The sequence below is a fragment of the Vibrio sp. Y2-5 genome, from assembly GCF_014596725.1.
GTDB lineage: Bacteria > Pseudomonadota > Gammaproteobacteria > Enterobacterales > Vibrionaceae > Vibrio.
On the sequence record NZ_JACVEG010000002.1, the window covers coordinates 514,309 to 538,683 of the forward strand.

The window sequence follows — 24,375 nt, forward strand, 5'->3', positions numbered from 1 at the left end:
CTAGATTACTGCTTATTTTAGAGATTTCTTGTGTTCTGCTTTACAAACAGCGGCTGTAAACACCACGTCAGTTGAACTGTTTAGCGCAGTTTCAGCAGAATCTTGAATCACACCGATGATGAAGCCAACCGCGACAACTTGCATTGCTACATCATTTGAAATACCAAACAGTCCACATGCTAGTGGAATCAGAAGTAGTGAACCACCAGCAACACCAGATGCACCACAAGCTGATATCGCAGCAACCATACTTAGCAGAACAGCCGTTAACATATCAACTTCAATACCTAGCGTATTTACTGCAGCAAGCGTAAGCACAGTAATTGTGATTGCAGCACCTGCCATGTTGATGGTCGCGCCTAGAGGAATAGATACAGAGTAAGTATCTTCATCCAGATCTAACTTCTCACAAAGTGCCATGTTTACAGGAATGTTTGCTGCGCTTGAACGAGTAAAGAACGCAGTCACACCACTTTCACGCAAACATTGCAGAACAAGTGGGTATGGGTTTTCGCCCGTTTTAACGTATACGATCAATGGGTTAACGACCAGAGCAATAATTGCCATTGCACCCAATAGAACAGCAAGAAGCTGAGCATAGCCTGCTAAAGCGCCGAAACCTGTAGTTGCAAATGTAGATGCAACTAGGCCGAAGATACCGAATGGTGCTAGACGAATGATGAAGCGAACGATTTGAGAAACACCGTGGCTCAGATCTTCAAACACTGCTTTTGTTGTCGCTGATGCGTGATGTAGTGCTAAACCTAAACCTACACCCCAAGCCAAAATGCCAATGTAGTTTGCTGTCATCAGGGCATTTACAGGGTTATCAACCAATTTAAACAGAAGTGTGTTCAGAACTTCTGCAATACCTTGTGGAGGGTTTGCACCTTCAGCGCCCGCAACAAGTGTCAAAGTTGTTGGGAACATGAAACTCAGTGCAACAGCGGTTAACGCTGCAGTAAATGTGCCTAGTAGATACAAAGCTACAATAGGACGCATGTACGTGTGTTGGTTTTTCTTTTGATTTGCAATCGACGCGGCTACCAAGATGAAAACAAGTATTGGTGCTACGGCTTTTAGAGCACCGACAAAAAGGTTACCAAGTAAGCCCACACTTTGCGCAGAATCAGGAGAAACAGTCGCTACGATAGCACCTAAAATGATACCAACGAGGATCTGAAGCACCAGATTGCCGCGAGCGAAACGGGCAAAAATATTGTTGCTTTGCATAATTATCCCTGCAATGAATAAATAGTTTGAATTGTAATGTTTACAGCAGTACTTACTGTAGGGGGTAATATTAACGTTGCAGGACAATGTGTCTAGGATTTATTTATAGATAGAATAATATTTAACATGGATGTTGAATTTCGACACATTTTTGATGAAATGTTGCGTATTTGTAGCGTATATATTTTATAAAAATAAAGGGTGAAACATCACCCTTTGCTAATGTTCTGGATTAATATCCTTTTTCCCTAGATTGTTTTTCCTTCATCACGCTTTTGACGTGTTTATGAAAATCTTTCTCTTTGGAACGCCTTTCTGCAATGGATTCACTATTGCGTGCTTGCTCGGAAAGAAGTTTGCGATAGTTACGCAGCCTCCTTTCATCAAGCTCTTCACTTTCTATGGCTTTTAGAACGGCACAACCCGGCTCGCTAATGTGCTTGCAGTCGCTAAAGCGGCACTTGTCCGCCAAATTGGCAACGTCTGCAAATACTTCTTCGATGCCTTGTTCACAATCACTGATTTGAATCTCTCGCATTCCCGGTGTATCAAGTAACAATGCGCCGGACGGCATAGAAAGCAGTGAACGTGATGTGGTTGTGTGGCGGCCTTTACTATCGTGTTCACGAATACCACTGGTCTCTTGTATGTCACTACCCATCAGCGTATTCACTAAGGTAGATTTACCCACACCAGAAGATCCCATAACAGCTATCGTTTTTCCAACTTTGCACCATGCTTTCAGATTCTGGCAGCTCTCGCTGGATAGCGCGTTGATGGATTCCACGTTCAGCATTGGATTGAGTGCTTGAACCTGCAGTTTCTTGTCATCCGCATCGTCACATAGATCGGCTTTAGTCAGAACAATAACAGGCTCTACCTGAGCTTCTTTTGCAAGAGCCAGATAGCGTTCTATTCGACTGAGATTAAAGTCCTGATTGAGCGATGAGACGATAAACACGGTATCGACGTTGGAAGCGATAAGTTGTTCGTAAGACTTAATACCCGCGGCTTTTCTACTAAAAAGCGACTGGCGTTCAAGCAACTTGACAAACTGGTTCGTTTCACGGTCGAGCAATATCCAGTCTCCAACGGTCATTGGAGGCAGTTTTGCGTGTATATCTAAGTGAATTTCGCCATTTTCTGTCCAACAAATGTAGCCAGTACGGTGATGTTCACTAATACGCGCGGGAATTGCCGTTTCTAATTCATCCCAGCTTAATTGTTGCTGGTAAACAGGTCGCCATCCTAATTGTGGCAAAGAAAGTGACAAAGTTTCGTTTAAACTCATTTGGTTACCCCAGACACGCGTAGGTACGCTGTCTTATAACGCAATTAAATATGACTAGGGTCGAATAAAGGTGTGACCCCGGTTTAGTTAAACACCGGGCAATTCAAGGGAGAGAAAGAGTGGAAGGTTAAGCTTTCTTCTCTGAAGTTGCGCGGTGGGTTTTTAATACAATCATTAAAATCTCCTAATTATTTCTGGTTGAAACGCATGCAAATGATAGCAGAAGAGGCGGGAATACCCACCTCTTTTTTATGGTTTGAATCATACAAAAATTGGACTGAGCAAGTCGCTAACTTCGTATTAGTGGTGTTCCATCTTCATGCCACTCATGACCTTTTTAACAGGTGCTTTAAATGTTAGTTGTTCACCATTTTTAAAAGTCACTTGAACATCGATTTGTTCATTTTCAGCCAGTGGTTTTGGCAGGTTAAATAGCATGATGTGGAAGCTACCCGGCTTCAGTTCCAACTTGCCCTTAGCTGGAACTTTTAACTCGGGAACCTGACGCATTTTCATCACATCACCTTCAGTGATGACATCGTGCAGTTCCACCTTTCCGGCTGCCTCTGTAGTTGCTGAAACAATGTATCGGTCAGTGTCGCTTCGGTTCACAATGTCACCAAATACTGCGCTGGTTACTGCGGTAGGAGGCGTCGCTCTCGCGTAAGGGTTATGAACCATGATGTCCATTTTCGCGTAGGCTAAAGGGCTTGCTAGTAAGCTGATAAGTAACAGGGCTTTACCTTTCATTGTTTCATCCTTTTGTTGGTTGAGTGACTTCTTTTATGGCTTCCACTATTGGCGCAGGATTCTGCGTATGTGGGACTTTTGTTATTAGAGTGCCATCGGGCTTCAAGAAATAAAAATAGGAGCTATGGTCAAGTGTGTACTTAAGCTCCGAGTTTGGTAATTCGGTTTTACGAAAAATCACACCATATCGATTTGCCAGGGAGGTTGTGATATCCAGAGAGCCTGAAAGACCTTCTATCATTGCATGAAAGTAGTGAGCGTACGTTGCAGAAGATTCCGCATCATCGCGCTCTGGGTCTAATGATACAAACATGGGTCTTAGCTGTGCTTTTGTTTCATCGTCTATCTGATTCAAAGCACCTGCCAGCATTGCAAGAGAGGTAGGACAAACGTCCGGACAACGAGTAAAGCCAAAATAGACAATACGGATACGCTTATCTGACGTATCAAAGATGTTCACCGCTTGGTTATTTTCACCATACAGAGTTACATCAGTGGCGGATTGCATCTCTTCTTGTTTTAGGGTTTTCTGAGAATCGAAATAACTCTTGGTACCAAAGCCAAGTACGAATGCCATAATTAAAACTAAAGACCAATTTTTACTCATCGTTCCATCCTTAATGCTGGTAGGACTGTTGTTTTACCGTCAGTGAGTTGTCCTGCCCATGTCATTGATTCACTGGTACATACGGGCAATATAATGTCGGCTTCAAATTTACCCGGTTCTACTTTTTTCAGCACGTATTTTACGGTGCCCATTTCCATCTCGACACCTTGTAGCCGCAATTCAAGCTGCTCAGAATCGCTGTTCGGCCATGAAACCGAGAGACGATTTGCCACCAGAGGATGCACTTTATCCTGAGCGAGAGTCATTGCGATATTTTGCTGCGAGCAAGGGGTTGATGACAATACGCAATATTGCGACAGGTCGATGTTCTTTGTCTCTGCGGAGAAGAACTTAATGATGTCGCTTGCAAAGAATCCAGCAAGAAGCGCGACAAGTATGAAGAAGAGTTTTAAGGCTGAACGCATTGTCTTACCCGCGGTTACGAAAGGTGTCCGCATCCTAGCACAAACGGAGATTAAGTTTAGGAAAAGTAGGGCAAAATGTGGAAGGGTTCAAGCAAACATTTAGGCGCTGAATAGGCGACTTGAAGCCGCCTATTGAGGGCATCTGAAACGATTAAACGTCGTGTTTCTCTGCGTATTTTTCTAAGCCTAATACCAATGCGATCGCGCAGCACATAAAGACAACAGCAATGACCAGCTGCGAAGACTGAGAAGTAATCGTTTCAAACTCAAACGGAGATAAGTTGTGCTGAACCAGTGGCACTTGTTCACCATGAGAATTCGTGCGCCATGAAATGGTCTCTTTCCAAGGCCAGATCTTAGGCAAAGTACCAAGCATTAAACCAGTCAGGAACATTAAGGTCACTTCACGGAATCTTTTCAGCAGCCACGAAAGCACATGAGAGAAACTTAATAAACCAATGACACAGCCAGACAAAAACAATAATAGGATATCGATTTGTACATTTTTCACCGCACCTAAAACGGTCGCGTACATGCCGATAAGCAGCAGAATAAAACTGCCTGAAATACCCGGCAATATCATCGCGCAAATGGCAATAGCTCCAGCAATAATGACGTTGATATTGCTGAGTTCAAGGTTCAGTGGTTTTAAAATCGTAATGCTATAGGCAAATGCGACCCCTAAAACAAGACATACCCAACGTGAAGCGGTTTTGTGCTCTACTTGTTTAAGCATATGAAATACTGAAACAAGGATTAAGCCGAAGAAAAACGACCAAGTTGGGATAGGATGAGTGACCAATGCCCAAGAGATAAGTTTTGCCAAAGTAGCAATACTGGTGAATATTCCTGCGAACAGCGAAATGAGGAAAAAGCCATTAATATACTGGAATGCAGCGGCAAAACCCTCGCGCTTCCAAATGCCGAGTAAGCTTGGGTTTATGCGTCGAATACTTTCCAACAAAGTGTCGTAGATGCCAGTAATGAATGCGATGGTACCACCTGAAACGCCGGGAACAACATCCGCAGCGCCCATCGCCATTCCTTTAATGAAAGTACTAAAGTAGTTCATTTCAAACCTTTAAGAGAGGATAGTGCTGAGGAGTATAGCGAAAAAGCAACGTCCATACTCCTAGGTTTTGGTGAGATATCGAGAATTTAAGGTTTTAAGCAACGCGTTCAATGTTCAACGTTAGCTTGGTTCCATTGAACTTCAATTGGCTGAGTAGATTTTTAGCGTTCTTCTGCCCTTCTTCGTCAAACTCCATACCGTAGCGAGCATAGTGAGTGGAACGTTGCAGATTACAAACTTTACCCGTTAAAGGCGCAAAAACTTTGGTGCCACGCTGATCTGCAAATATCTCTATCGAGACCATTTCGCCGACTTGATACGTTTTGCCTACTGGTGGGGCGATAAATCGGCAGCCACATTTTGATAAATCACGGACTTCGCCGCTGGCTTTGTGTTCACCACAAATCACTCTGCCTGGCAGATTAACGTCAAAGCGAGGTTCTTTTCTCAGTTGCGTTACTTGCATTGAGCTTGGTATTGACAGCATGGCTAGCGGGATTGGCTCTTGAACGACATGCAATAACTGACTGCGAAAGTGGATCATTGCGCCTTCGCCACGCGAAGATATTGCTCGAATATTAATCCAGAAACCTTCCTGAAAATAAAAGCTCATATCGCTGGCTGAGATATTGGGAATTTCAGCAAGAAGATACGTATCAGAGTGAGTACCGATAAATGGTGTTCTACAGATGAACTTTGTGCCAACAGGAGTGGTAATATTGAGCTTCAATTCGCTACCGTGCTCAACCATTGCAAGCGCATCGGTACTATTGAGGGTGATAACGGATTTAGTCGCTTTCGCGACATTTGTTTTAGCACTTTTAGTCGCTGTTTGTGGCGAGCTCATCCATAATCTCCAACAAGATAATTTATAATTTTTTTTAAGAGTTGAGATTTTATGGTGATGCAATCAGACTTTCAATTCACCAAGCTTATAAATTAAGACTTAATTATCATTTTGGATATAAAAATGGAACATACCGTTATTTATGACAGAGAGAACGAGTGCTTTCGCGTCCACCTTGAAGGTGAACACTACGCGGTTGTGCGCTATCAGTTCTTCGATAAGGCTATGCATATAACGTCAACCAAAGTCCCGGCAGAATTACAGGGCAAAGGCTACGGAAAAATTATGATGGAGAGTGTTTTACCTTTGATTGAAACACAAGGGTTTAAGATTGTGCCCGTTTGCAGCTACGTAAAACACTATTTGGATCGCCATCCAGAATGGCAACATTTACGAGCGTAACTCCAGCGTGACGCATACAAATGCATGATCACTCGCGAATTTATCCAGCTCAAAATTTGGGTTGACCAGATGCTGATCCTCAACATGAAAATCAACCACTCGGGCGATATTGCGGTCCGTTTCCAAACCGAAGTCGCTCGACATCAATATGTAATCCAAAACCTGACCTGAAGCGCCTGTGTAGTGAGTTGGCTGACGTTGAACTGTTCCCGCATGACAATACAGTTCCCAGCTATCGATAAGTTGGTAGGGAAGCAGAGGTTGGTAAGAATCCGGCTGACGAAAACGGTGAGTCGAACGTAAACAAGCGAACTCTTGGCTATCAAGTATCTGGTTAAAGTCTCCCATTAACACCACAGGATATCCGGTGGTTCGTTTTCTCTCCATGATAGCGTGATGCAATAGTGTTGCTTCGAATCCACGCTGAACTGTGGAAAGCCAGTTTCCGTAGTTCTCTTGTTGCCATGCTTCAAACACGCTCGAACCTTCTTCTTTGTCCTCTAGTGTCGGGCGTTGTGATTTAAAGTGGACAATATAGATATCCACTTTTCCCATCACTGGGTGGTTCAACGTTGCTCGAAGCGGTTTGCGATAGAAGGCAAAAGCGTCATTGGAATTCGGTTTCTTGGCCTCAACGGCCTCTATTTCTGTCAATTCATAACGTGACGCAATACCGACGACGGGGTGCGTGTAAATGTAGTCTTGAGAGACCTTAGGTTGGTCTACAACGGCGAAATATGAGTAACCAAGCGGCTTTAACTGTGCTTCTAGCGCTTCTGCACTGAAGATCTCCTGAAATCCAACCACATCCGCATTTAAGGTTAATAGTTTTCTTTCTAACCACTGTTGTTTTTTATGCCACTGGTTGAGCTCGTAGATATTATTGAACTCGTAAAAAGCATTGGGGGGAGCGAGGTAGTTGAATAAGTTTGCAGTAGCAAAACGGATTTGCATCAATTGCTCCTATTTTTATTAGGATCTATCGATCCTAGTATTAATAGTAAGGTTACAGCTAAAGCGGTATTGGTTAGACTGATAATATGATAACAAGGATGATAATACTTTTAATGAACACTAAAACTTGGCGTACCCCACAAAACTTCTTAATGGTTATTTCAGCAATTGTTCCGATTGCGTTTGCTAGCTGGATGGCGCTGCTCAATAACTTTGTGATTGAAAAAGCGAACTTTGATGGAGCCGATATTGGCTTGCTGCAAAGTGTACGTGAAGTGCCGGGATTTCTTGCTTTCACTGCTGTTTTTGTTTTGCTTTTTATCCGAGAGCAACGCTTTTTGTTGATCTCCCTTATGATGCTGACGTTGGGTACAGCGATCACGGGTTTGTTTCCTTCTCTGACAGGCTTGTTGCTAACCACTCTGTTGATGTCTACGGGTTTTCATTATTTCGAAACATTGAAGCAGTCACTGTCACTACAGTGGCTCAGCAAAGATGAAGCACCGGAAATGCTAGGAAAGATGATATCGGTTGGTGCGCTGGCATCCCTTGTGACTTATAGCGCACTGTGGCTAATGCTAGAACAACTGCATCTTAGCTATGAATGGGTCTATGGCATTACCGGTGGGTTTGCTTTGGCTTTAGTGATTGTCGCTGCCGTTGCATTTCCAGAGTTCAAATCGGCTACACCGCAAAACAAGAAGTTGGTTTTACGTAAGCGTTACTGGCTTTACTATGCGCTCACGTTTATGAGCGGTGCTCGCCGTCAGATCTTCACTGTGTTTGCTGGTTTCTTGATGGTCGAAAAATTTGGTTATACTGCCGCAGATATTACCCTCCTGTTCCTAATTAACTACGGTTTTAACTTCCTGTTTGCTAAACGAATTGGTCGTTTTATTGGTGTGGTTGGCGAACGGAAAGCTCTCATCGTGGAATATGTAGGTTTAATTTTTGTCTTTGTTGGCTATGCAGTGGTGACAGATGCCCATTGGGCTGCGGGACTCTATGTAATAGACCATCTTTTCTTTGCCTTGGCTCTGGCTGTGAAAACCTACTTTCAAAAAATCGCCGATCCAGCAGATATGGCATCGACAGCCGGTGTGGCATTTACTATCAACCATATCGCAGCAGTCATTATCCCTGTCAGTTTTGGGTTGTTATGGCTGATATCGCCAGCGGCAGTTTTTTATATTGGCGCAGGTATGGCGTGCGTATCATTGTTACTTTCTCTGAATATTCCTAAACAACCGGAAGAAGGGAATGAAGTGCGTTTATTCCGGTGGGCTTGATGACCACAAAGCAATGTGATGCAAAAACTGTTCATTTGTCTCAGTTATGATAAGTATATTATTGATAAGTTTCTGAATTGATTAGGGTCAAAGTCGCGACAGATGTCCCATGCTAAAAAAGCTGCAAAATATATCGTAATTTTTGAAATTACATTTCAACATGAACGTTAGTGAGCGCTATTTGCATGGAAGTTACTGAAAATAAAGATTACCCAGAGCACGTAAGTTTTATTTCTACAACGGATCGTTCTAGTCACATCACTTATGCGAACCAAGTGTTCTGTGACATTGCTGAGTATACGCCTGAAGAGTTACTGGGTAATCCTCATAACCTAGTTCGTCACGCTGATATGCCCAAAGCAGCGTTCGGACAATTGTGGAGCTACATCCAGGAAGGCAAAAGCTGGATGGGTATAGTGAAAAACAAATGCAAAAGCTCTAAGCATTATTGGGTTTCTGCGTTCGTCACACCGATAAAAAACGAAAAGGGCGAGATCATTGAGTATCAATCGGTTCGCTCTAAACCCACGGCAGAACAGGTGAAGCGCGCTGATGCGCTTTACGAAGCAATTAACGCGGGTAAAAAAATCTCCCTCACACGTTCTCCTTTAACCAAGAGCCTGATGCTGATAAGTGTTCTTGGGTTGGCAACCAATCTATATTGGATGTTGCAGCAGCAGACTTGGCTATTAGGCGCTCTTTCCAGTGCATTTCTGCTAGCAGTGATGGTCGGAATCGCCCATGTTCAGCGCCGTTTAAGCCATATGCAGGCATTGGCTAGTGAAGCTTATTCCAATCCTCTGCTAGAAAAAGTATATACCGGCCGTCGAGACGAGTTTTCCCAAGTGGAGCTGGCTCTTATGATGCGCAAGGCTGAGTTGAGAGCTGTCACAGCGCGAAGCGGTGATACTTCGGGTCGTATTTTGAAAGATGCTCAACACGAATTTGAAACAGCGAAATCGATAGAGCAAAGCTTAACCGCGCAACACGCAGAAACAGAGCAAGTGGCCTCAGCAGTAGAGGAACTCACATACTCCATCAACGATATTGCCAGCGCAGCCTCGTTGACTTCTCAGCTTACCCAAGAAGCTCGTTCAGAATCGATTACAGGCCTAGAAAGCATTAAAGCAACCGTGAGCAAAGTAAACGAGTTGGATAAAGAGCTGCTTAACAGCCAGACTATTTTGCAAACATTGTCTGCCCATACCAAGCAGGTTGAGTCGATCCTTGATGTGATCAGCGCCATTTCAGAGCAAACCAATTTACTTGCTTTAAATGCGGCGATTGAAGCTGCGCGTGCAGGAGAATCTGGCAGAGGCTTTGCCGTAGTTGCTGACGAAGTTCGTCATTTAGCGATTAAAACCAATGACTCGACAACTGAAATTCATAGCATGATTGCGGAACTACAAGATCTTGCGGCTCAAGGTGTTAACGCGATTCAGCGTGGTTCAGATTTGTCTCAACAGTGCATCGTGAGCGCAGATCAAACTGGTGGAATGATCAACGATATCGCCTCAAAACTGGAGCAGGTCTCTGACAGAAGCCAGCAGATAGCGGTTGCCGTAGAACAACAAGCGATTGCGACCAAAGAAATTACCGCGAATGCGGTGAATATTAAGATGTTGACGGAAAAAACTGCTCACTCTTCGGCTGACTCAGTGAACCGTACCAGAGTTCTGGTATCAAATCTTAAAGAGTTGCAGAGACTCATCAGCCAGTTTGAACGTAACTGATATTAAGCCTGTTCGTTCGACAAGCAGCAAACGGGCTTGATGTAAATTGATGACACTCCGTTGTCATCAATTTGCCGTGACTAACTCATATAGGGGTAGAGGTCGAGGCTCGTTGTTTTACTCTTTAGTGTCGTATTGGTAATCAACATTGACTAAACCGCGATAAGACGTTTTGTCCGGTTCAACCATGATAGATTCAACTTTCAGCTCGCTGTTGTTGATTTTAACACTGTCTGGAACAACCAGAGGTTCAACAACACCCAACTTGAAGCTGAGCTCTTCTGGAGATAACTCTCTCAAATCATGAATAATTTTGAATCCAGCTTGCTGCGCTTTTTGTTCAGAGTTGAACACTTCTGTTTGTAGCGTTCTCTCTGATTGTTTGGTTTGGGTAGCAGCCATTACACTACCGCTTACGACCATCATAGTGATTATTGCGAGCGCTTTTTTCATGTGAATACTCCTTTAACTGTCGTTGTTATGCCCTTGCAACAAAAGCGACACGGTGTTGATGCTATTGAGCTGCCCGTGACAACTTGTTGTTTGGGTATCCTGTGCACGTTGAGCACGAAATTATCCTAACAACAGACATGTAAGGAGTCCGTCAACCAATGTAAAACGATAGAAATCTTATCTTCAACTTTCTGACAATCCTGATTTAGTTACGGCTTTTTCTAACACTGTAAAACTATTGACCAAATTTTGTTCGCATTATTACGTATACAGTAAGGTTTAACGCCAGTTATCTCTGAATCGAATACCACCAGAGCACAGAGCAGCAAACCAGATACATAATGGCGATGTAGCGCCAGTTGGCCTTAAGCAACGCTTTTGCACTGATATCGTAGCGAGACTGAATACTGAGCTGGACACCAGAGAAAGGCGAGGCTGTAATGCCTAATGACCAGCCCATCAGCAGAGTCAAACCAAGCATATTGGGATCCGCCATTGAAGGAGCAAGCACACTTCCTGCCAGTACGACACTTGTCACTGGGTGCATTCCTGTCATCGCCAAAGCAATCAGCACAGCGACAGTCACACTGGCTTCAATTGGCCCAAAATGTTGCGGTGCCAATTGAATATTCATCGCATCTAAAGAGGCTGCCACACCGGAGGCGAGCATTGCAGCGGCAGCAAACAGAACCACTTCGCCGCTGGAATTCGCAATCCCAGACTCAATATGGTTACGTGCCGCGACAATGGTGTGATAGCCCTTATTAATCAGAAGCCACAATGCGATAAAGCACAAAGATGTTAAGGTCACCAGAGAGAGCACGCTAATGTGGGGATAGAACTTATGTGCGGTGATTACAACGGAGGCAAGTAAAGCCGGCATCCACAAAGAGTAAATAGAAATTGGGTAGCCTGCGGTAGAGTCGGCATCTGCGCGGTGAACGATTTGCCAACCGCTTATGGCTAATGCCACTGCGCATATAGGAATACCATAGCTCACCAAGGTGCCAAGTTCAGAGCCGGGAGAACTGGTTAACGCTAAACCCATAGAAGCGAAAAACGGTGACCAGAACGCACAGGCAGCGAAGCCTCGCAATAACACTAAACCTTGAGTGGTGCTGAGTTTACTTTGTGTTGCCAGCTTGTCGCCGACAATCATAATGGACGAGATGTTGAGCACAGTGCCAAATAGATGAGTGCCGAACAGAGTCCGAATCAACGCGCTTTTGCCTTGAGGGAGCGTTTCTCCTGTTTTGACGCTGTTGGTCGCGAAAATACGAAGAAACCCAACACCGACCACCATTGCCACCACATTTTGGTTGGCATCTAAAGCTTTTAATAGATAACGTCCATCAAGCCCCTTGAACACTCCGTAAAACAAGCCAATTGCGCCTATTAGCATCAGCAGGATAATTTGTTTTCTTTGTGTTGGTTTGACATAGGGCACGAAAAGCATGACGACTAGCCAGATAGGAATTCCCGCCCAGTAGCCGCTGAATAGACCTGTGATCTGAGCGATGAGCGAAAGCAGTACGCTAAGCATTAACAACCAGCCGCCAGTAGCAGCAACAGAGGGTTTCATAGTTTTAAGTACGCCAAACAAAAAGTGAATGAAATGTAGGGAAGTGGCGATATTTGTTGGAATTATTTTTGTTTATACACAAAACGTTTGAATAAAAAGCTTCAAGCCGTAACGGTATGATTGTTTACATATTACTCATCAATGTTGCGGGCGCAATAGAGATTGTGAATAAAATTTAGGCGCACTAGATATTGGCGGTTTAACCACGCAAGCAAGTTTGGAAATAGCTCACATCGTTGGTCGCTAATTTGTAGACGTTGGCAGGTTTGCCGCCTTTGCCTTTGCTCGACGCTGCAATTTTGTTGGCACTGACAATGATGCCAGTATCAATCAGGCGTCGCTTGATGGTCATGCGGTTTACTTCAACGCCAAACTTACTGTAGGCATCAATAATATCTGCCACGAGGAACTCTTTTTCCAATAGGAATAGAACCACAGAGGTATATTCCACTGCCGCTCTGAGCTTTTTCCATGCGTGCTGAATTTGAGCAACGTGGTCAAAAGCCAGTTCCATTTTTTCATCAAGCAAAGGTGGCAAGTCAAACCAATCCGCGCGACTTTTATCTGTTCCTGCATTTTCGATTTGCTGAACATTGGATGGATTGAGAAGCGCATAGTGAGAAATGCTGATACTCCAGCCTTCAGGGTCTCGTTTAGGGTTGCCATCCACCAGAGGATCACTGATGTAATTGGGATAGGTATGGATTTTTTGTCGACAGATTCTTCGGTGTGCAGAATTGAAATCTTCATCTGCGGGTTCACCACCTTGACTGGTCATATCCTCGTCGTAAACAAACCCGCCCGGCAATGCCCATTTCCCGCAATCTGGGCGGTTTGGGTTACAGCGTTTTACGAGTAGGGTCTGAATCCCCGATGGTGCGAGACGAAGGCAAACCATATCAATGGTAACAATCATAATAAGAATCCTGACATGTAGTGGAACCATTCTAGGCAAGTGAAAATTGAGGGTCAATGTAAATAACAGTTAGTGACAAACTAGCTGAAAATTAGGGAATCGAGCAGAAGCAGTAGCAATAAGTGCTTGTAATTAAATTGAATCAATAAAAATGCGTTAAATGACGACAAAATGCCACTTTCTTTACGGTTTGTAACAAGGTTTGACAAACTAAAAGGGTTGAATTATTGTTCATGGCAAAGTTAGGAACAAAATGTTACTAACACGAACCACTCCTTGCAGTAAAAAGAAGGAAGGCATCATGAGTAATCGCCTATTCTCCCCTCAAATCATCCGCAGTTTATTGGATTTAGATGCCTATAAAATCAATATGATGCAGGCGATTCATTCCAACTATCCTGATGCACAAGTGCGTTATGAACTGATTGTTCGTAGCGATGAAGATGTCAGTGATTTACTGGAAGAAGTTGGTGAAGAAATTGCGCATTTGTCTTCTTTAAGATTCTCAGATGCCGATATCGCCTATTTAGGTGACCATTTTCCGCATTTGAAGCAGTCTTTCATTCAATCCTTACGCTATTTCCACTTTCAGCCTGAACGTCAGGTTGAGTTAGGTGTGGTTAAACAGGACGGAAAGAAGCAACTTCGCATTAGTATCCAAGGTTCTTGGCGTGACACCATTTTGTACGAAACCATTGTGATGGCGATTGTGTCTGAAGTCCGCAACCGTCGCCATTGGGCGGATGTGCCTAATGAGCTACCGATGCAAGTGTTTGCAGAAAAAGTAGCGTTATTGAAAGCTGAAATCGCAAAACGAGGTATCACCAATTTCTCATTGACAGAAATGGGGACACGTCGCCGTTTTTCCGGTCAGGTGCAAAGAGATGTGATGGCGCATCTGAAACAAGAAATTCCCGAGTTTTTGTTGGGTACCAGTAACTGCCACTTTGCCCGTGAGTTTGATTTAAAATCGATTGGTACCATCGCCCACGAGTGGTTTATGGGGCATCAAGCATTAGTGAATGTGCGTGATTCTCAGCGTGTGGCACTTGAGCAATGGCTAAACGCATTTGAAGGCCAGATCGCTATTGCGCCAACCGATACGCTTACGATTGATGCTTTCATCAATGACTTCAATATGCATTTGGCTAAAGCCTACAGTGGCGTTAGACACGATTCCGGTTGCCCGTTTAAGTGGGGTGATCGAATGATTGCTCACTATGAAAGTCTTGGTATTGATCCGAAAACGAAAATCTTCATTTTCTCGGACGGATTGAACTTCAATGAAGCGCTGGATCTATGCGAATACTTTGCAGGTCGAGTTCAGATCTCCTTTGGTATTGGTACGTTTTTGACCAACGATCTCGGGAATTGGAAAAATGCTCAGGGCAAAACCTATAAGCCGCTTTCTATCGTGATTAAGTTGACCGAATGTAATGGCAGACCTGTGGCGAAGATCAGTGATGAGCCGGAAAAAGCCATGTGTGAAGATCCACTGTTTCTTGCCAACTTAAAGCGCCGATTCGATATTGAAGTTGATATCGATGCCTTGATTAAATCTCTCAAGAAACAAAAGCAGATCACGCGTAAATACATCGTCGCTGCTTAATCCGTCAGTCATACCATTAAATAAGCCTTCTCTGGTTTTTTCACTAGAGAGGGCTTTATTTTTATGTCACGATACCGGTTTCATTTCGCCTCTAAAAGGATTGCTTTGATATGAGTTTCACTCCTGTAAAAACAGCTGTTATTGGTTACGGCTTTTCAGCAAAAACCTTCCACCTTCCATTTATCAAAGCGTTACCTGAGTTAGAGTTATCCGCAATCAGCTCCAGTCAACAAGCGAGTGTTGAAGCTGATTGGCCGCAAGCGAAGTGGTTTGCTGATGCAAATGAATTATTAGATAACAGTGATGCTGAGCTGGTGATCATCACCGCGCCAAACGATGTGCATTATTCACTGACAAAACGCGCTCTGGAAAATGGCAAGCACGTTATCGTTGAAAAGCCGTTTGTTACTCGAGTGGAAGAGGGTAAAGAGCTGATCGCTCTGGCTGAAGAGAAAGGACTTGTGCTGAGCGTGTTCCACAACCGTCGTTGGGATGGTGATCTTCTCACAGTGAAAAAACTCATTGATGAGGGCCGCCTTGGCGAAGTGAAATTGTTTGAATCTCACTTCGATCGCTACCGTCCGGAAGTTCGTCAACGCTGGAGAGAAATGTCCGCTGACGGCGGCGGTATTCTGTTTGATTTAGCGCCTCATTTGCTGGATCAGGCGCTTATGCTATTCGGGATGCCACAAGCCATCAATGCACAATGCAGAAATATGCGTCTGGGTTCGACCACCAACGACTACTTCAATCTCATTTTGCATTACCCAGAACATCTGGTTCACCTGCACGGCAACATGTATAGCCCAGAGCCGAACTTGCGATACAAGGTATTAGGTACCTTGGGTAAATATGAAAAATACGGATTGGATCCGCAAGAACAGTGTCTAAAAGATGGCGTGGAGCCAAACGCATCGGGCTGGGCGAAAGAAGAGGAATCTTCGTACGGCAAACTGTATCTGGAAAATGAATCTCACACGATTACTACCGAACACGGCTGCTACGAACTGTACTTTAAGGCTGTTGCATCGGCTATTCGTCTCGGAACAGAAAACCCTGTACCACCGACGGAAGCACTGAAAAATATCACCCTAATTCAGATGGCGATGGAAAGCAGCGAAACGGGTCAAACGCTAACGGTGAACCTATGAGTTACACCCTAGACAGCTTGATTGAACAGGAACAGCAGCTTGAGTTGGAATATTTCAACCAAGATGTTGCTTGGCAGTTGGGCTCCTGCATTAAAACGCTTGCCGAGAAAAAAGGCGCATCGATATCGATAGAAGTGTTTGGCTTCGGCCAAACCTTATTTCAATATTGCATGATGGGTTCGAGTGCGGATCAGTTAGATTGGATTCGCCGCAAGCGTAATTCAGTACTGTGTTATGGCAAAAGTACTTACTACTTGTCACTCTACAATGAGGGTAAGAAGCGGGTATTTGAAACTCAGCCACACGTTGACCCGAATGAATACTGTGCTCACGGCGGCTCATTCCCAATCCGAATCAAAGGTTCTGGTTTAGTGGGGGCGGTAACGGCATCTGGGTTGGCCTCGCTGGAAGATCACGAGTTGGTAACCGAGGCAATGAAGCAAGCGCTGGAATCTCAAAAAGCACAATAAATACTGAGAACGACAAGGAGGTCGTGAATTATGTCTCAAACAACGTGGAGTGATTTTAGACGCACGCTGCACCAGTATCCTGAACTCTCAAACCATGAGCATCAAACCGCTCATCGTGTCAAAGATGTGTTTAAGCGTTTCCAGCCGGATGAAACGGTTTCTTCTCTTGGCGGGCAGGGCGTCGCTTTCGTTTTTAACGGTTTCAAAAAAGGGCCCACAACCTTAATTCGTTGTGAGTTGGATGCGCTACCCATCGAGGAGTGTAATGACTTCGCTCATCGCTCGGTTCATCAGGGCGTGTCGCACAAGTGTGGTCATGATGGTCATATGGCAATTGTGACTGCACTGGGTGAAATGCTCTCCGAAAACAAACCGAAATCTGGTCGCGTCATTCTTGCTTTTCAACCAGCAGAAGAGACGGGAGAAGGTGCCATTAATATGGTGAATGACCCTTCATTTTCCAGTTATCTGCCGGACTTCGCTTTTGCTCTGCATAATTATCCGGGGCTGGAGCTAGGGCATGTAGCGGTAAAATCCGGTTCATTTAACTGCGCATCTCGCGGCATGATTGTTCGCCTCAAAGGGAAAACCTCTCACGCAGCTCATCCTGAGAATGGAGTCAGCCCTGCTTTGGCGATGTGCAGTATTATTGAATCCTTGGCTGCCTTACCTGAAACCCTTACTCAAAGAAGTTGGGTGACCGTTATTCATGCCTCTCTTGGTGAAATTGCTTTTGGTACTTCACCGGGTGATGCCGTTGTTATGGCGACGCTGCGCAGTGAAACGAACGAAGCAATGGAGAGTTTGGTTCATGCCGCAACAGAAATTGCGCGGGAACTGGCACAGCAACATGGGCTAACGTGGTCCCTGGAATGGCAAGATGTTTTTCAGGCCAGTGTGAACTCGCAACTGGGTGCTGAGCTGGTGGTGAAAGCGTGTCAAAGCACTCAGACACCTTGCCACATTCTTAAGGAACCAATGCGCTGGTCGGAAGATTTCGGACAGTTTACAGCGGTTGCAAAAGAGGGCGCGATGTTTGTGCTCGGCTCAGGTAGCAAAAGCCCACAACTGCATAACCCCGATTACGATTTCCCAGATGAGTTAATACCAGTTGGCAAAGCGGTATTCGCAGATCTTATCGAGCAGATTAATGGTTTTAACAGAGCTTAAACCTAAACAATAACGGCATCTTAAGATGCCGTTATTGAATTAAACTTCTGCAAATTAGGGGTGTTTGTTAATTGATGCCCACTAACAGAGCAGCAACATGTACAGTGAAGCAACTCTGTTCAGAAATCGAAGTATTAGGAATCATAATAAAGTTCATAGGCCAGTGCGGTACTTATCGATTGCACTTAAAAACTTATCGATATCATCCTCTCTTTGCAGGTACGGTACGGATTTATTGTATAGGTCTAGGTGAGTTTGTCCGTACATGTAGCAAGCAGTAAAAGCTGAATCGGGACTGTTGCTATCAATGAAATTAAAGGTGTACCCCTGACCATCGGAAGTTTGTTCAATTTCAGTTATTAATAATGCATGAGAATCGATCCCTTTTATTTGCAATTTTACGTAAGCGATTCTTTTTCTAACCGCTACTTCTTCATAGATCTCATCCATGTACTTTTTTAGCTTTTCAGGTGTTGTCTCATAGCTACCAGAAAGTCCATTGATCCACTGCCAAAGTAGGAGACCATCATAAAGCTGCCATAGATTTAGGTACTTTTGTATTTCCTCTTTGAATTCCATTGAGAACTCAGAAAAATTATTGAACCCGCTAATCTCTGACACCTGTTTGCCTTTAATTAAGTTGCGGATGATCTTTTTTGCCTCTTTCTTGGAGCACTTAGGTTCATTTGGCCTGTATGTGGTAAGGTACAATGCAGCTCGCTGCAAGCGCGAATGCCACCAACACACACCTGCGTTAAAAAGTCCGCCAGCGTTTTTGAAAGCGATCAGGTTCTCGTTAGACTCGAAATATTCTTTAATCCCTGCTAAGTGAATGAAGTAGTTAGGATCTTGAGATTTTTCTATGAACTCTTTTTTCGACGTTGAGGCTTTTTGATGTTTAATACCCAGTGTTTTTCCAGATAGCTTAATCTCATCGGTGTACATATCCATGAGACGTTGCTTTTCGGTATGGCTACTTTTTAGCCTTGCTTCGGCACTGATCAAAGCTGCTCTTTCGTCAGGTGACAACGCGTCAATTTGTTTTGTATTGAGTTCTTCAATGTCATCTGAGTCAAAGAATTCAATTCCATCTGTATGTTTCATTCTAAATGACCTCCATAATCAGTTGCAGTCGAATGAATAGATATCACATACAATACTAGTTGCACTTGAGGAGATAACCTTACTATTAACGTGTCTTTTGTTAAGGTTAAGCTTAAGAGGGCGGAATGAGATTGATGGGGGCTGGTTAATTAATCACAGCCCTACTCTTATCGACTACTGACGTTATGATACGGTAAATCTAACCTATCTAGTTTTTTAAACAATGCGTCCATGTGATCGCTTTATCCTCGTTGTTGCATAAAAAATATAACGTTAAGCTAAGTGGCTGATAACGCAAATCCACTGAACCTAATATAATAACCGTAAACACACTAGTCGATTTCAACCCAAAACCGCCAAGCGTTAATAGTCCGTCTTGAGCGCCTTGTTATTCCAGCCTTTTTACAACTTGGTTCATTGTATAGTGAACGAACTGCGAACCGAGTTCAGTAAGCTGATATTGTTTTGTATTTTCAAACGCCGATTCCATTGTGTTGCTGCCAGATCCTGAATGCTTTGTAGCTCTAGTTTGCTTTACAAACTGCCCTTGCATGTTTGTAGGTCTAAACTGGCGAATAACACCACCAGTGCTTAAATCCCTGATCAGTAACTTAAATAGGTCAGCTTCTGCACTATCTTCTCGAGGCATAATATCGCTTACTGACTGCCAAATACCTAACCGCGTCACGCCAGGTTGCTGATAAATAGATCGAATAACCTTAAAGTGAATTTCATGATAAGTATCAAGCCAATCATTAAACAACCTAATTTGATCGTCAGGACATAGATTTGAGGCTGCTGCGTTGGAAATTAAATTTACGACATACTGCCTTTTTTCTGCTGTATCAGAACTATCCCAAGACCTAAACGCACGTCGCACTAGTCCTAAATATTCTTCACTTTGAATTCGTTCTTCTAATTCTTCAGGAATCGATTCTAACCGTTCAGTAACCTCATCGAGGGATTGTGCTAACTGTTCGATTTTTACTTTGTGGACTTTCAGCCACTCTTCATAGAGTGAATTTACTTGCCCTTGGCTTTTCTCTCCGTGAGCAGCCGCACCAGATGCTAAAATACTGCCTACCCAAGGTATAACACTCATTGCATTAGCGGTGACGCGACAGTATTTTTTCCATTTGTCACTTCCACTCAACACAACCAAATCATGAATAATAAATTCTTCCGATCTTTCAACGTTAGTACTGGTCACGGTTCCCTCCTGTAAGCCTAACAGTATCTTTTAACTAGACACATTCCATATAAAACTAAATACATATTTAGTTACTAGACAAAATAGGTCAAATCATGACAAGAGAAATGAGTTCTGAATCTTAGGCTGGCAAACAATGGGGCAATGTTTAGTTAGAACAGTACGGGAAACTGAAGATGCTGAGTGGTAGTAAAAATATCTATTAGGTTTAAATTTCTCACCAAAGCATGCACAGCAAACGTGCTCCACAAAATGAATTCTTAGCCGCTGGTATATTCAGTTTGTCGCTGTTTTCACTGCACTTACAAATTACCAATAGGTATTATGCCTTCTTTGACGGTGCAGTGATTCAGTTTGCTAGAGAGATAATCAGTTCAATGGTGCTTGGTTCAGTTGTGCATTCTGCATTTCTGATAAACCACCACCGTTGTGAACATTGATGAAGCCTTGTTTGACAAGAGATTGCATCGCCATACCCGATCGGTTTCCACTGCGGCAGTAAACGACAATAGAACGATCTTTGGCGATATCTGCAAAACCAGTTTCAACGGTGTAGAGTGGAATATTAATCGCGTTATCTAGGTGACCTTGAGCGAATTCTTCAGGGGTTCTAACATCTACAACCAGTGCGCCGCTTTCAATCAGTTCCCATGCAGCATCGGCTCGCTGTGATGCTAAAGCTGAACCGGCTGGCAACGCCATTACGCCGCCTAAAAATAAACTTAATAGCTTTTTCCACATAACCTTATATCTCCTTGGTGGATATCCTACTGAACTCATTATGAACGCAATTTTCCAAGTTCGACAATAAAAACGTCAAGCGCTTTTGGGCGTTCATTTCAACATTCGATTAGAGGCAGGGTGCACATCTTCTAAGACGAGTTTAGGCCAAATATTAAGCCAGTTTTTCTTGTTGACTCTCTGAGTAAAAACATCGGGCTGAGGGAAGTGTGGATTGAGAGCGACGTTGAGTGACCAGTTCTCCTCTAGGCCAAAAGGGGCACAAAAGGTGAGTTGGTCATCTGCGTCTAAATGAACACCAACACAGGTTGGCACTTCTACCCAATGGGCAATGGCATGTTCGGTACTTAGATACGGGGAATGACCATGATTCAAGTGCATTCTAGCCTGATTTCGGACTTCCCAATTGATGTGCGGAAGCGCATTCTTCAACTGTTCCTGATAGAGAAGTTCAGTATCGTGGCTGAGATCTTCAGTATCGAAATAGACCAAATCAATGTCGTTTAATGGTGTGATTTCTGGTTTGGAATGCAGATGATCCCAAATAGCATTTCTTAGAAAGCCCGCAGCAAGATACCAATTAGGTAAAGCTAGCGTTCGTGCCACTGTGAGACATTCCATTCTGAACTCATCACCTTTTATCAATAGGTTTGTTTGCTCGATAACGCTCATCTTTGGGCTTCCTAAATGTCTATTGCTTAGCTTGCCGCTTTTAATTCGCTTAATACATCGTGCATTGAGTTGCGAATGTATGGACCGAGCGCCAGCACATCGTTACAAGGTTTGACTAAATCGGGGATTTGATAAGTGATCATATTTGCAGCCATCGCAGATTTCACACCGTTGTTCGAATCTTCAAAGGCAAGGCAATGCTCAGGGGCGATATTTAAGCGCTCAGCCGCTAGAAGATAAATCTCAGGGTCTGGTTTGCCATTTTTCACTTCACAGCCTGTTGCATAGGTATCGAAGTACTGGTCAAGCTCAGCCAAACGCAGTTTTACGGTGGCAACGTCACGTTGAGTGGAAGTGGCAACCGCAGTAGGGATATTGTTCTTTCTCAGCCATTGCAGAAGTTCAACAACGCCTTCTTTAACAGGAATCGCTTGGTGCTTCACAACTGCGTCGTAACGCTTACGCCATTCTTGATGCAGTACTGGGTAATCTAAATCAGGGCCGTAACCTTCACGTAAGGTCTGTTCTATTCCCGCCGCGTTTTTGCCAATTACAGACAGGTAAATCTCTCGGTGGAAAGGTACGCCTACTGCGTAGCAGGCTTGTTCGAAGATTTCTAAACAGACTTGCTCGGTATTCAGCAATAGTCCGTCCATATCAAAAATAGCAGCTTTGAATTTCATTATTACAACTTTGAGCTGGTGTGCGGAAGCTCGTTATTCTCCCATATTCTGACTTTGAAGTGAGATTTTTTTTATCGCCTTGAAAGTGTCTGCTTATCTTTTGTTACGAAACGCATTTGGCAGAGAGAGATTCTTGGCCTTGGGGTATTCTTACGCCCCGTTTTTGGGATCTGCTTCAAACAACATACCGGCTTACGCCGTCTTGGAAGGTAAAATCGTTGAAATCTTCATCAATTCAGCAATGGGTGCCAGGGTTGCACCAGCTCAAAAATTATGACCGCTCGTGGCTAAAGGATGATATTCGCGCCGCGGTCTCTGTTGTTGCTGTTGCGTTACCGGTGGCGATTGCCTATGCCCAGTTAACGGGTGTGTCAGCGATAGTGGGTTTGTATTCCTGTATTCTTCCAATGATTGTTTACGCTCTGTTCGGTACGTCTCGCCAACTGATTGTGGGGCCTGATGCCGCTACTTGTGCGGTTGTTGCGGCGGTAGTGACTCCATTAGCTGGTGGCGATCCTATTCGTCATATGGAACTGGTGACAGCCATGACGTTGATGACAGGAGGATGGTGTATTTTAGCCAGCCGATTCAAGTTAGGTATTTTGGCGGATTTCCTATCTCGTCCCATTTTGATTGGCTTATTAAACGGTGTGGCGCTGACCATTATCTTTGGTCAGTTGGTTAAGTTTATCGGCATGAAAAATTCTGAGGAATTCTTATTACAAAATGTGATTGATACGCCTTGGATTATCTTCGATGTACATTGGCAGACTGTTGCAATAAGTGTTGTAACTGCGGTGATTTATTTTGGTTTTAAGAAGTATCAACCTAGCTCTCCTGCTGCAATGATCTCTATTTTTGTTGCGAGCTTAATGGTGTGGTTCTTTCAACTTGATGAACAGGGTGTAAAGGTCATTGGTTCTATTCAAGGTGGCTTGCCAGTGTTCCACGTTCCGCACATTGAAGTGACAACGTTACGTGAACTGGTGATGCCTGCGCTTAACTTAGCGATGGTGAGCTTTGTAAGTATGATGCTTACCGCCCGTAGCTTTGCGGCCAAGAATGGTTACGAAATTGATGCAGATAAGGAGTTCCAAGCATTAGGTTTGGCGAACTTGGCTTCCGCGTTCTCGCAAGGCTTCGCTATTAGCGGCGCAGATTCTCGTACTGCTGTGAATGACGCCAACGGCGGTAAAAGCCAAATGGTTTCTATTATTGCTGCGCTGTTAGTGGCGATCATCGCTATCTTCGTTTACGAGCCTTTGCGTTATATTCCAATTGCTGCGTTGGGTGTGGTGTTGATCATTGCTGCCACATCATTGGTGGATCTATCGGGGATCTGGCAGCTTAGAATCCGCAATAAAGATGCCTTTTATTTAGCGATGATTACCTTTGTTGGCGTATTGATGATAGGCGTGATTCCGGGCATTACTATGGCTGTATTGTTAGGATTAGTGCAGTTTCTTCGCGTGATTATGCGTCCAACCGACGAGCTTTTAGGTTTGGATAAAGAAGGTACCGTTCGTGCGCTGGATATCTCGGACAAAGCCTCTCCGATTCCGGGTTTAACCATCTATCGTTTTAACTCTCCACTTACTTATTTCAACTCACCTTACTTTAAGCGTCGAGTTCTGGACCATTCAGAAGCCGCTGCCCCTGACGAGAAGTGCTTCATTATCGATGCGGTCTCTTGTTTTACCCACTTTGATTTGAGCGTAATGGCAACACTTGCTGATGTGCACAAAATTCTGAAAAGTCGAGGTATTCGACTGGTGGTTGCTGGGCGTAAACCAAGCATGCGTAAGTGGTGTGAGTTAAGCGGTATTCCAGTTGGCGATGGTGGCTTAGTATTGCGGGCAGATATGTTCGTAGCGATCAAATTGAGCGGCTGCTATTTCAATGCAGTTGGAGAAGGGCATATCCCTGAAATCCAGAAAGAATCTGAAAGCTCAGTCGAAGATATTCGTTTCGCTCCGAGTGTTGCTTAATATTTGTGTTGAGTTATTCAAGC

24 protein-coding genes are annotated in these 24,375 nt (G+C 44.0%); 8 read left to right on the forward strand and 16 right to left on the reverse strand.

The window, feature by feature from the left end:
• Positions 1 to 12: 12 nt before the first annotated feature.
• The 7 genes from sstT to HUO09_RS07435 form a co-directional block, all read right to left on the reverse strand.
• Positions 13 to 1,233 (reverse strand): serine/threonine transporter SstT, encoded by a 1,221-nt coding sequence (gene sstT, locus HUO09_RS07405; protein ID WP_167410250.1) that lies wholly within the window; start codon positions 1,231 to 1,233, stop codon positions 13 to 15.
• Between the two features lie 232 nt (positions 1,234 to 1,465).
• A complete protein-coding gene (gene rsgA / locus HUO09_RS07410) occupies positions 1,466 to 2,524 on the reverse strand; it encodes a ribosome small subunit-dependent GTPase A (RefSeq protein WP_188233515.1) in 1,059 nt (352 codons plus the stop codon).
• Positions 2,525 to 2,824: 300 nt separating this feature from the next.
• Positions 2,825 to 3,274 (reverse strand): copper chaperone PCu(A)C, encoded by a 450-nt coding sequence (locus HUO09_RS07415; protein ID WP_188233516.1) that lies wholly within the window; start codon positions 3,272 to 3,274, stop codon positions 2,825 to 2,827.
• Positions 3,275 to 3,278: 4 nt separating this feature from the next.
• Complete coding sequence (locus HUO09_RS07420) at positions 3,279 to 3,881, reverse strand: SCO family protein (protein WP_188233517.1); 603 nt, start codon at positions 3,879 to 3,881, stop codon at positions 3,279 to 3,281.
• Positions 3,878 to 4,306, reverse strand: a complete 429-nt coding sequence (locus HUO09_RS07425; protein WP_188233518.1) for a hypothetical protein — start codon at positions 4,304 to 4,306, stop codon at positions 3,878 to 3,880. The genes HUO09_RS07420 and HUO09_RS07425 overlap by 4 nt, the downstream gene beginning before the upstream one ends.
• 151 nt (positions 4,307 to 4,457) lie before the next feature.
• On the reverse strand, positions 4,458 to 5,378 hold the full coding sequence (locus HUO09_RS07430) for a DUF368 domain-containing protein (protein ID WP_188233519.1): 921 nt from the start codon (positions 5,376 to 5,378) through the stop codon (positions 4,458 to 4,460).
• Between the two features lie 94 nt (positions 5,379 to 5,472).
• Positions 5,473 to 6,225, reverse strand: coding sequence for a flagellar brake protein (locus HUO09_RS07435; protein WP_167410255.1), 753 nt, complete (start codon positions 6,223 to 6,225; stop codon positions 5,473 to 5,475).
• 123 nt (positions 6,226 to 6,348) lie between these two features.
• Between HUO09_RS07435 and HUO09_RS07440 the strand changes: the two genes are divergently transcribed.
• Positions 6,349 to 6,627, forward strand: coding sequence for a GNAT family N-acetyltransferase (locus HUO09_RS07440; protein ID WP_167410256.1), 279 nt, complete (start codon positions 6,349 to 6,351; stop codon positions 6,625 to 6,627).
• Here the strand turns inward: HUO09_RS07440 and HUO09_RS07445 are convergent.
• Positions 6,616 to 7,581: an endonuclease/exonuclease/phosphatase family protein gene (locus HUO09_RS07445; RefSeq protein ID WP_188233520.1), complete on the reverse strand. Its 966-nt coding sequence runs from the start codon at positions 7,579 to 7,581 to the stop codon at positions 6,616 to 6,618. The genes HUO09_RS07440 and HUO09_RS07445 overlap by 12 nt on opposite strands.
• 113 nt (positions 7,582 to 7,694) lie before the next feature.
• Here HUO09_RS07445 and HUO09_RS07450 point away from each other — a divergent pair, with 113 nt between their 5' ends.
• Positions 7,695 to 8,870 carry an MFS transporter gene (locus HUO09_RS07450; protein WP_167410258.1) on the forward strand — a complete coding sequence of 392 codons (1,176 nt, stop codon included), beginning with the start codon at positions 7,695 to 7,697 and terminating at the stop codon, positions 8,868 to 8,870.
• A gap of 185 nt (positions 8,871 to 9,055) precedes the next feature.
• Entirely contained in the window at positions 9,056 to 10,603 is a 1,548-nt protein-coding gene (locus tag HUO09_RS07455) for a PAS domain-containing methyl-accepting chemotaxis protein (RefSeq protein ID WP_188233521.1), read from the forward strand.
• A 117-nt stretch (positions 10,604 to 10,720) separates the two neighbouring features.
• Here HUO09_RS07455 and HUO09_RS07460 read toward each other — a convergent pair whose 3' ends face one another.
• The 3 genes from HUO09_RS07460 to HUO09_RS07470 form a co-directional block, all read right to left on the reverse strand.
• Positions 10,721 to 11,056, reverse strand: coding sequence for a DUF3316 domain-containing protein (locus HUO09_RS07460; protein ID WP_167410259.1), 336 nt, complete (start codon positions 11,054 to 11,056; stop codon positions 10,721 to 10,723).
• A 289-nt stretch (positions 11,057 to 11,345) separates the two neighbouring features.
• Positions 11,346 to 12,638, reverse strand: coding sequence for a hypothetical protein (locus tag HUO09_RS07465; RefSeq protein ID WP_188233522.1), 1,293 nt, complete (start codon positions 12,636 to 12,638; stop codon positions 11,346 to 11,348).
• A 199-nt stretch (positions 12,639 to 12,837) separates the two neighbouring features.
• Positions 12,838 to 13,554 carry an NUDIX hydrolase gene (locus HUO09_RS07470; RefSeq protein ID WP_167410261.1) on the reverse strand — a complete coding sequence of 239 codons (717 nt, stop codon included), beginning with the start codon at positions 13,552 to 13,554 and terminating at the stop codon, positions 12,838 to 12,840.
• Between the two features lie 301 nt (positions 13,555 to 13,855).
• Between HUO09_RS07470 and pncB the strand changes: the two genes are divergently transcribed.
• The 4 genes from pncB to HUO09_RS07490 all read left to right on the forward strand — a co-directional run bounded on the left by pncB (position 13,856) and on the right by HUO09_RS07490 (position 17,954).
• Positions 13,856 to 15,163, forward strand: a complete 1,308-nt coding sequence (pncB, locus tag HUO09_RS07475; RefSeq protein ID WP_188233523.1) for a nicotinate phosphoribosyltransferase — start codon at positions 13,856 to 13,858, stop codon at positions 15,161 to 15,163.
• A gap of 110 nt (positions 15,164 to 15,273) precedes the next feature.
• Positions 15,274 to 16,314 carry an oxidoreductase gene (locus tag HUO09_RS07480; RefSeq protein WP_188233524.1) on the forward strand — a complete coding sequence of 347 codons (1,041 nt, stop codon included), beginning with the start codon at positions 15,274 to 15,276 and terminating at the stop codon, positions 16,312 to 16,314.
• Positions 16,311 to 16,784, forward strand: coding sequence for a heme-degrading domain-containing protein (locus HUO09_RS07485; RefSeq protein ID WP_188233525.1), 474 nt, complete (start codon positions 16,311 to 16,313; stop codon positions 16,782 to 16,784). The genes HUO09_RS07480 and HUO09_RS07485 overlap by 4 nt, the downstream gene beginning before the upstream one ends.
• 30 nt (positions 16,785 to 16,814) lie before the next feature.
• Complete coding sequence (locus tag HUO09_RS07490) at positions 16,815 to 17,954, forward strand: amidohydrolase (protein WP_188233526.1); 1,140 nt, start codon at positions 16,815 to 16,817, stop codon at positions 17,952 to 17,954.
• Between the two features lie 153 nt (positions 17,955 to 18,107).
• Here HUO09_RS07490 and HUO09_RS07495 read toward each other — a convergent pair whose 3' ends face one another.
• The 5 genes from HUO09_RS07495 to HUO09_RS07515 all read right to left on the reverse strand — a co-directional run bounded on the left by HUO09_RS07495 (position 18,108) and on the right by HUO09_RS07515 (position 22,364).
• Entirely contained in the window at positions 18,108 to 19,058 is a 951-nt protein-coding gene (locus HUO09_RS07495) for a hypothetical protein (protein WP_188233527.1), read from the reverse strand.
• A 388-nt stretch (positions 19,059 to 19,446) separates the two neighbouring features.
• Positions 19,447 to 20,268, reverse strand: a complete 822-nt coding sequence (locus HUO09_RS07500; RefSeq protein ID WP_188233528.1) for a hypothetical protein — start codon at positions 20,266 to 20,268, stop codon at positions 19,447 to 19,449.
• A gap of 369 nt (positions 20,269 to 20,637) precedes the next feature.
• The gene (locus tag HUO09_RS07505; protein ID WP_188233529.1) at positions 20,638 to 21,009 is read right to left on the reverse strand and encodes a rhodanese-like domain-containing protein; all 372 of its coding nucleotides are present in this window, start codon (positions 21,007 to 21,009) and stop codon (positions 20,638 to 20,640) included.
• Between the two features lie 93 nt (positions 21,010 to 21,102).
• Positions 21,103 to 21,681 (reverse strand): nucleotidyltransferase family protein, encoded by a 579-nt coding sequence (locus HUO09_RS07510; protein WP_188233530.1) that lies wholly within the window; start codon positions 21,679 to 21,681, stop codon positions 21,103 to 21,105.
• Between the two features lie 26 nt (positions 21,682 to 21,707).
• Positions 21,708 to 22,364, reverse strand: a complete 657-nt coding sequence (locus HUO09_RS07515; protein WP_188233531.1) for an HAD family phosphatase — start codon at positions 22,362 to 22,364, stop codon at positions 21,708 to 21,710.
• Between the two features lie 218 nt (positions 22,365 to 22,582).
• Here HUO09_RS07515 and HUO09_RS07520 point away from each other — a divergent pair, with 218 nt between their 5' ends.
• Positions 22,583 to 24,352: a SulP family inorganic anion transporter gene (locus HUO09_RS07520; protein ID WP_188233532.1), complete on the forward strand. Its 1,770-nt coding sequence runs from the start codon at positions 22,583 to 22,585 to the stop codon at positions 24,350 to 24,352.
• Positions 24,353 to 24,375 lie beyond the last annotated feature (23 nt).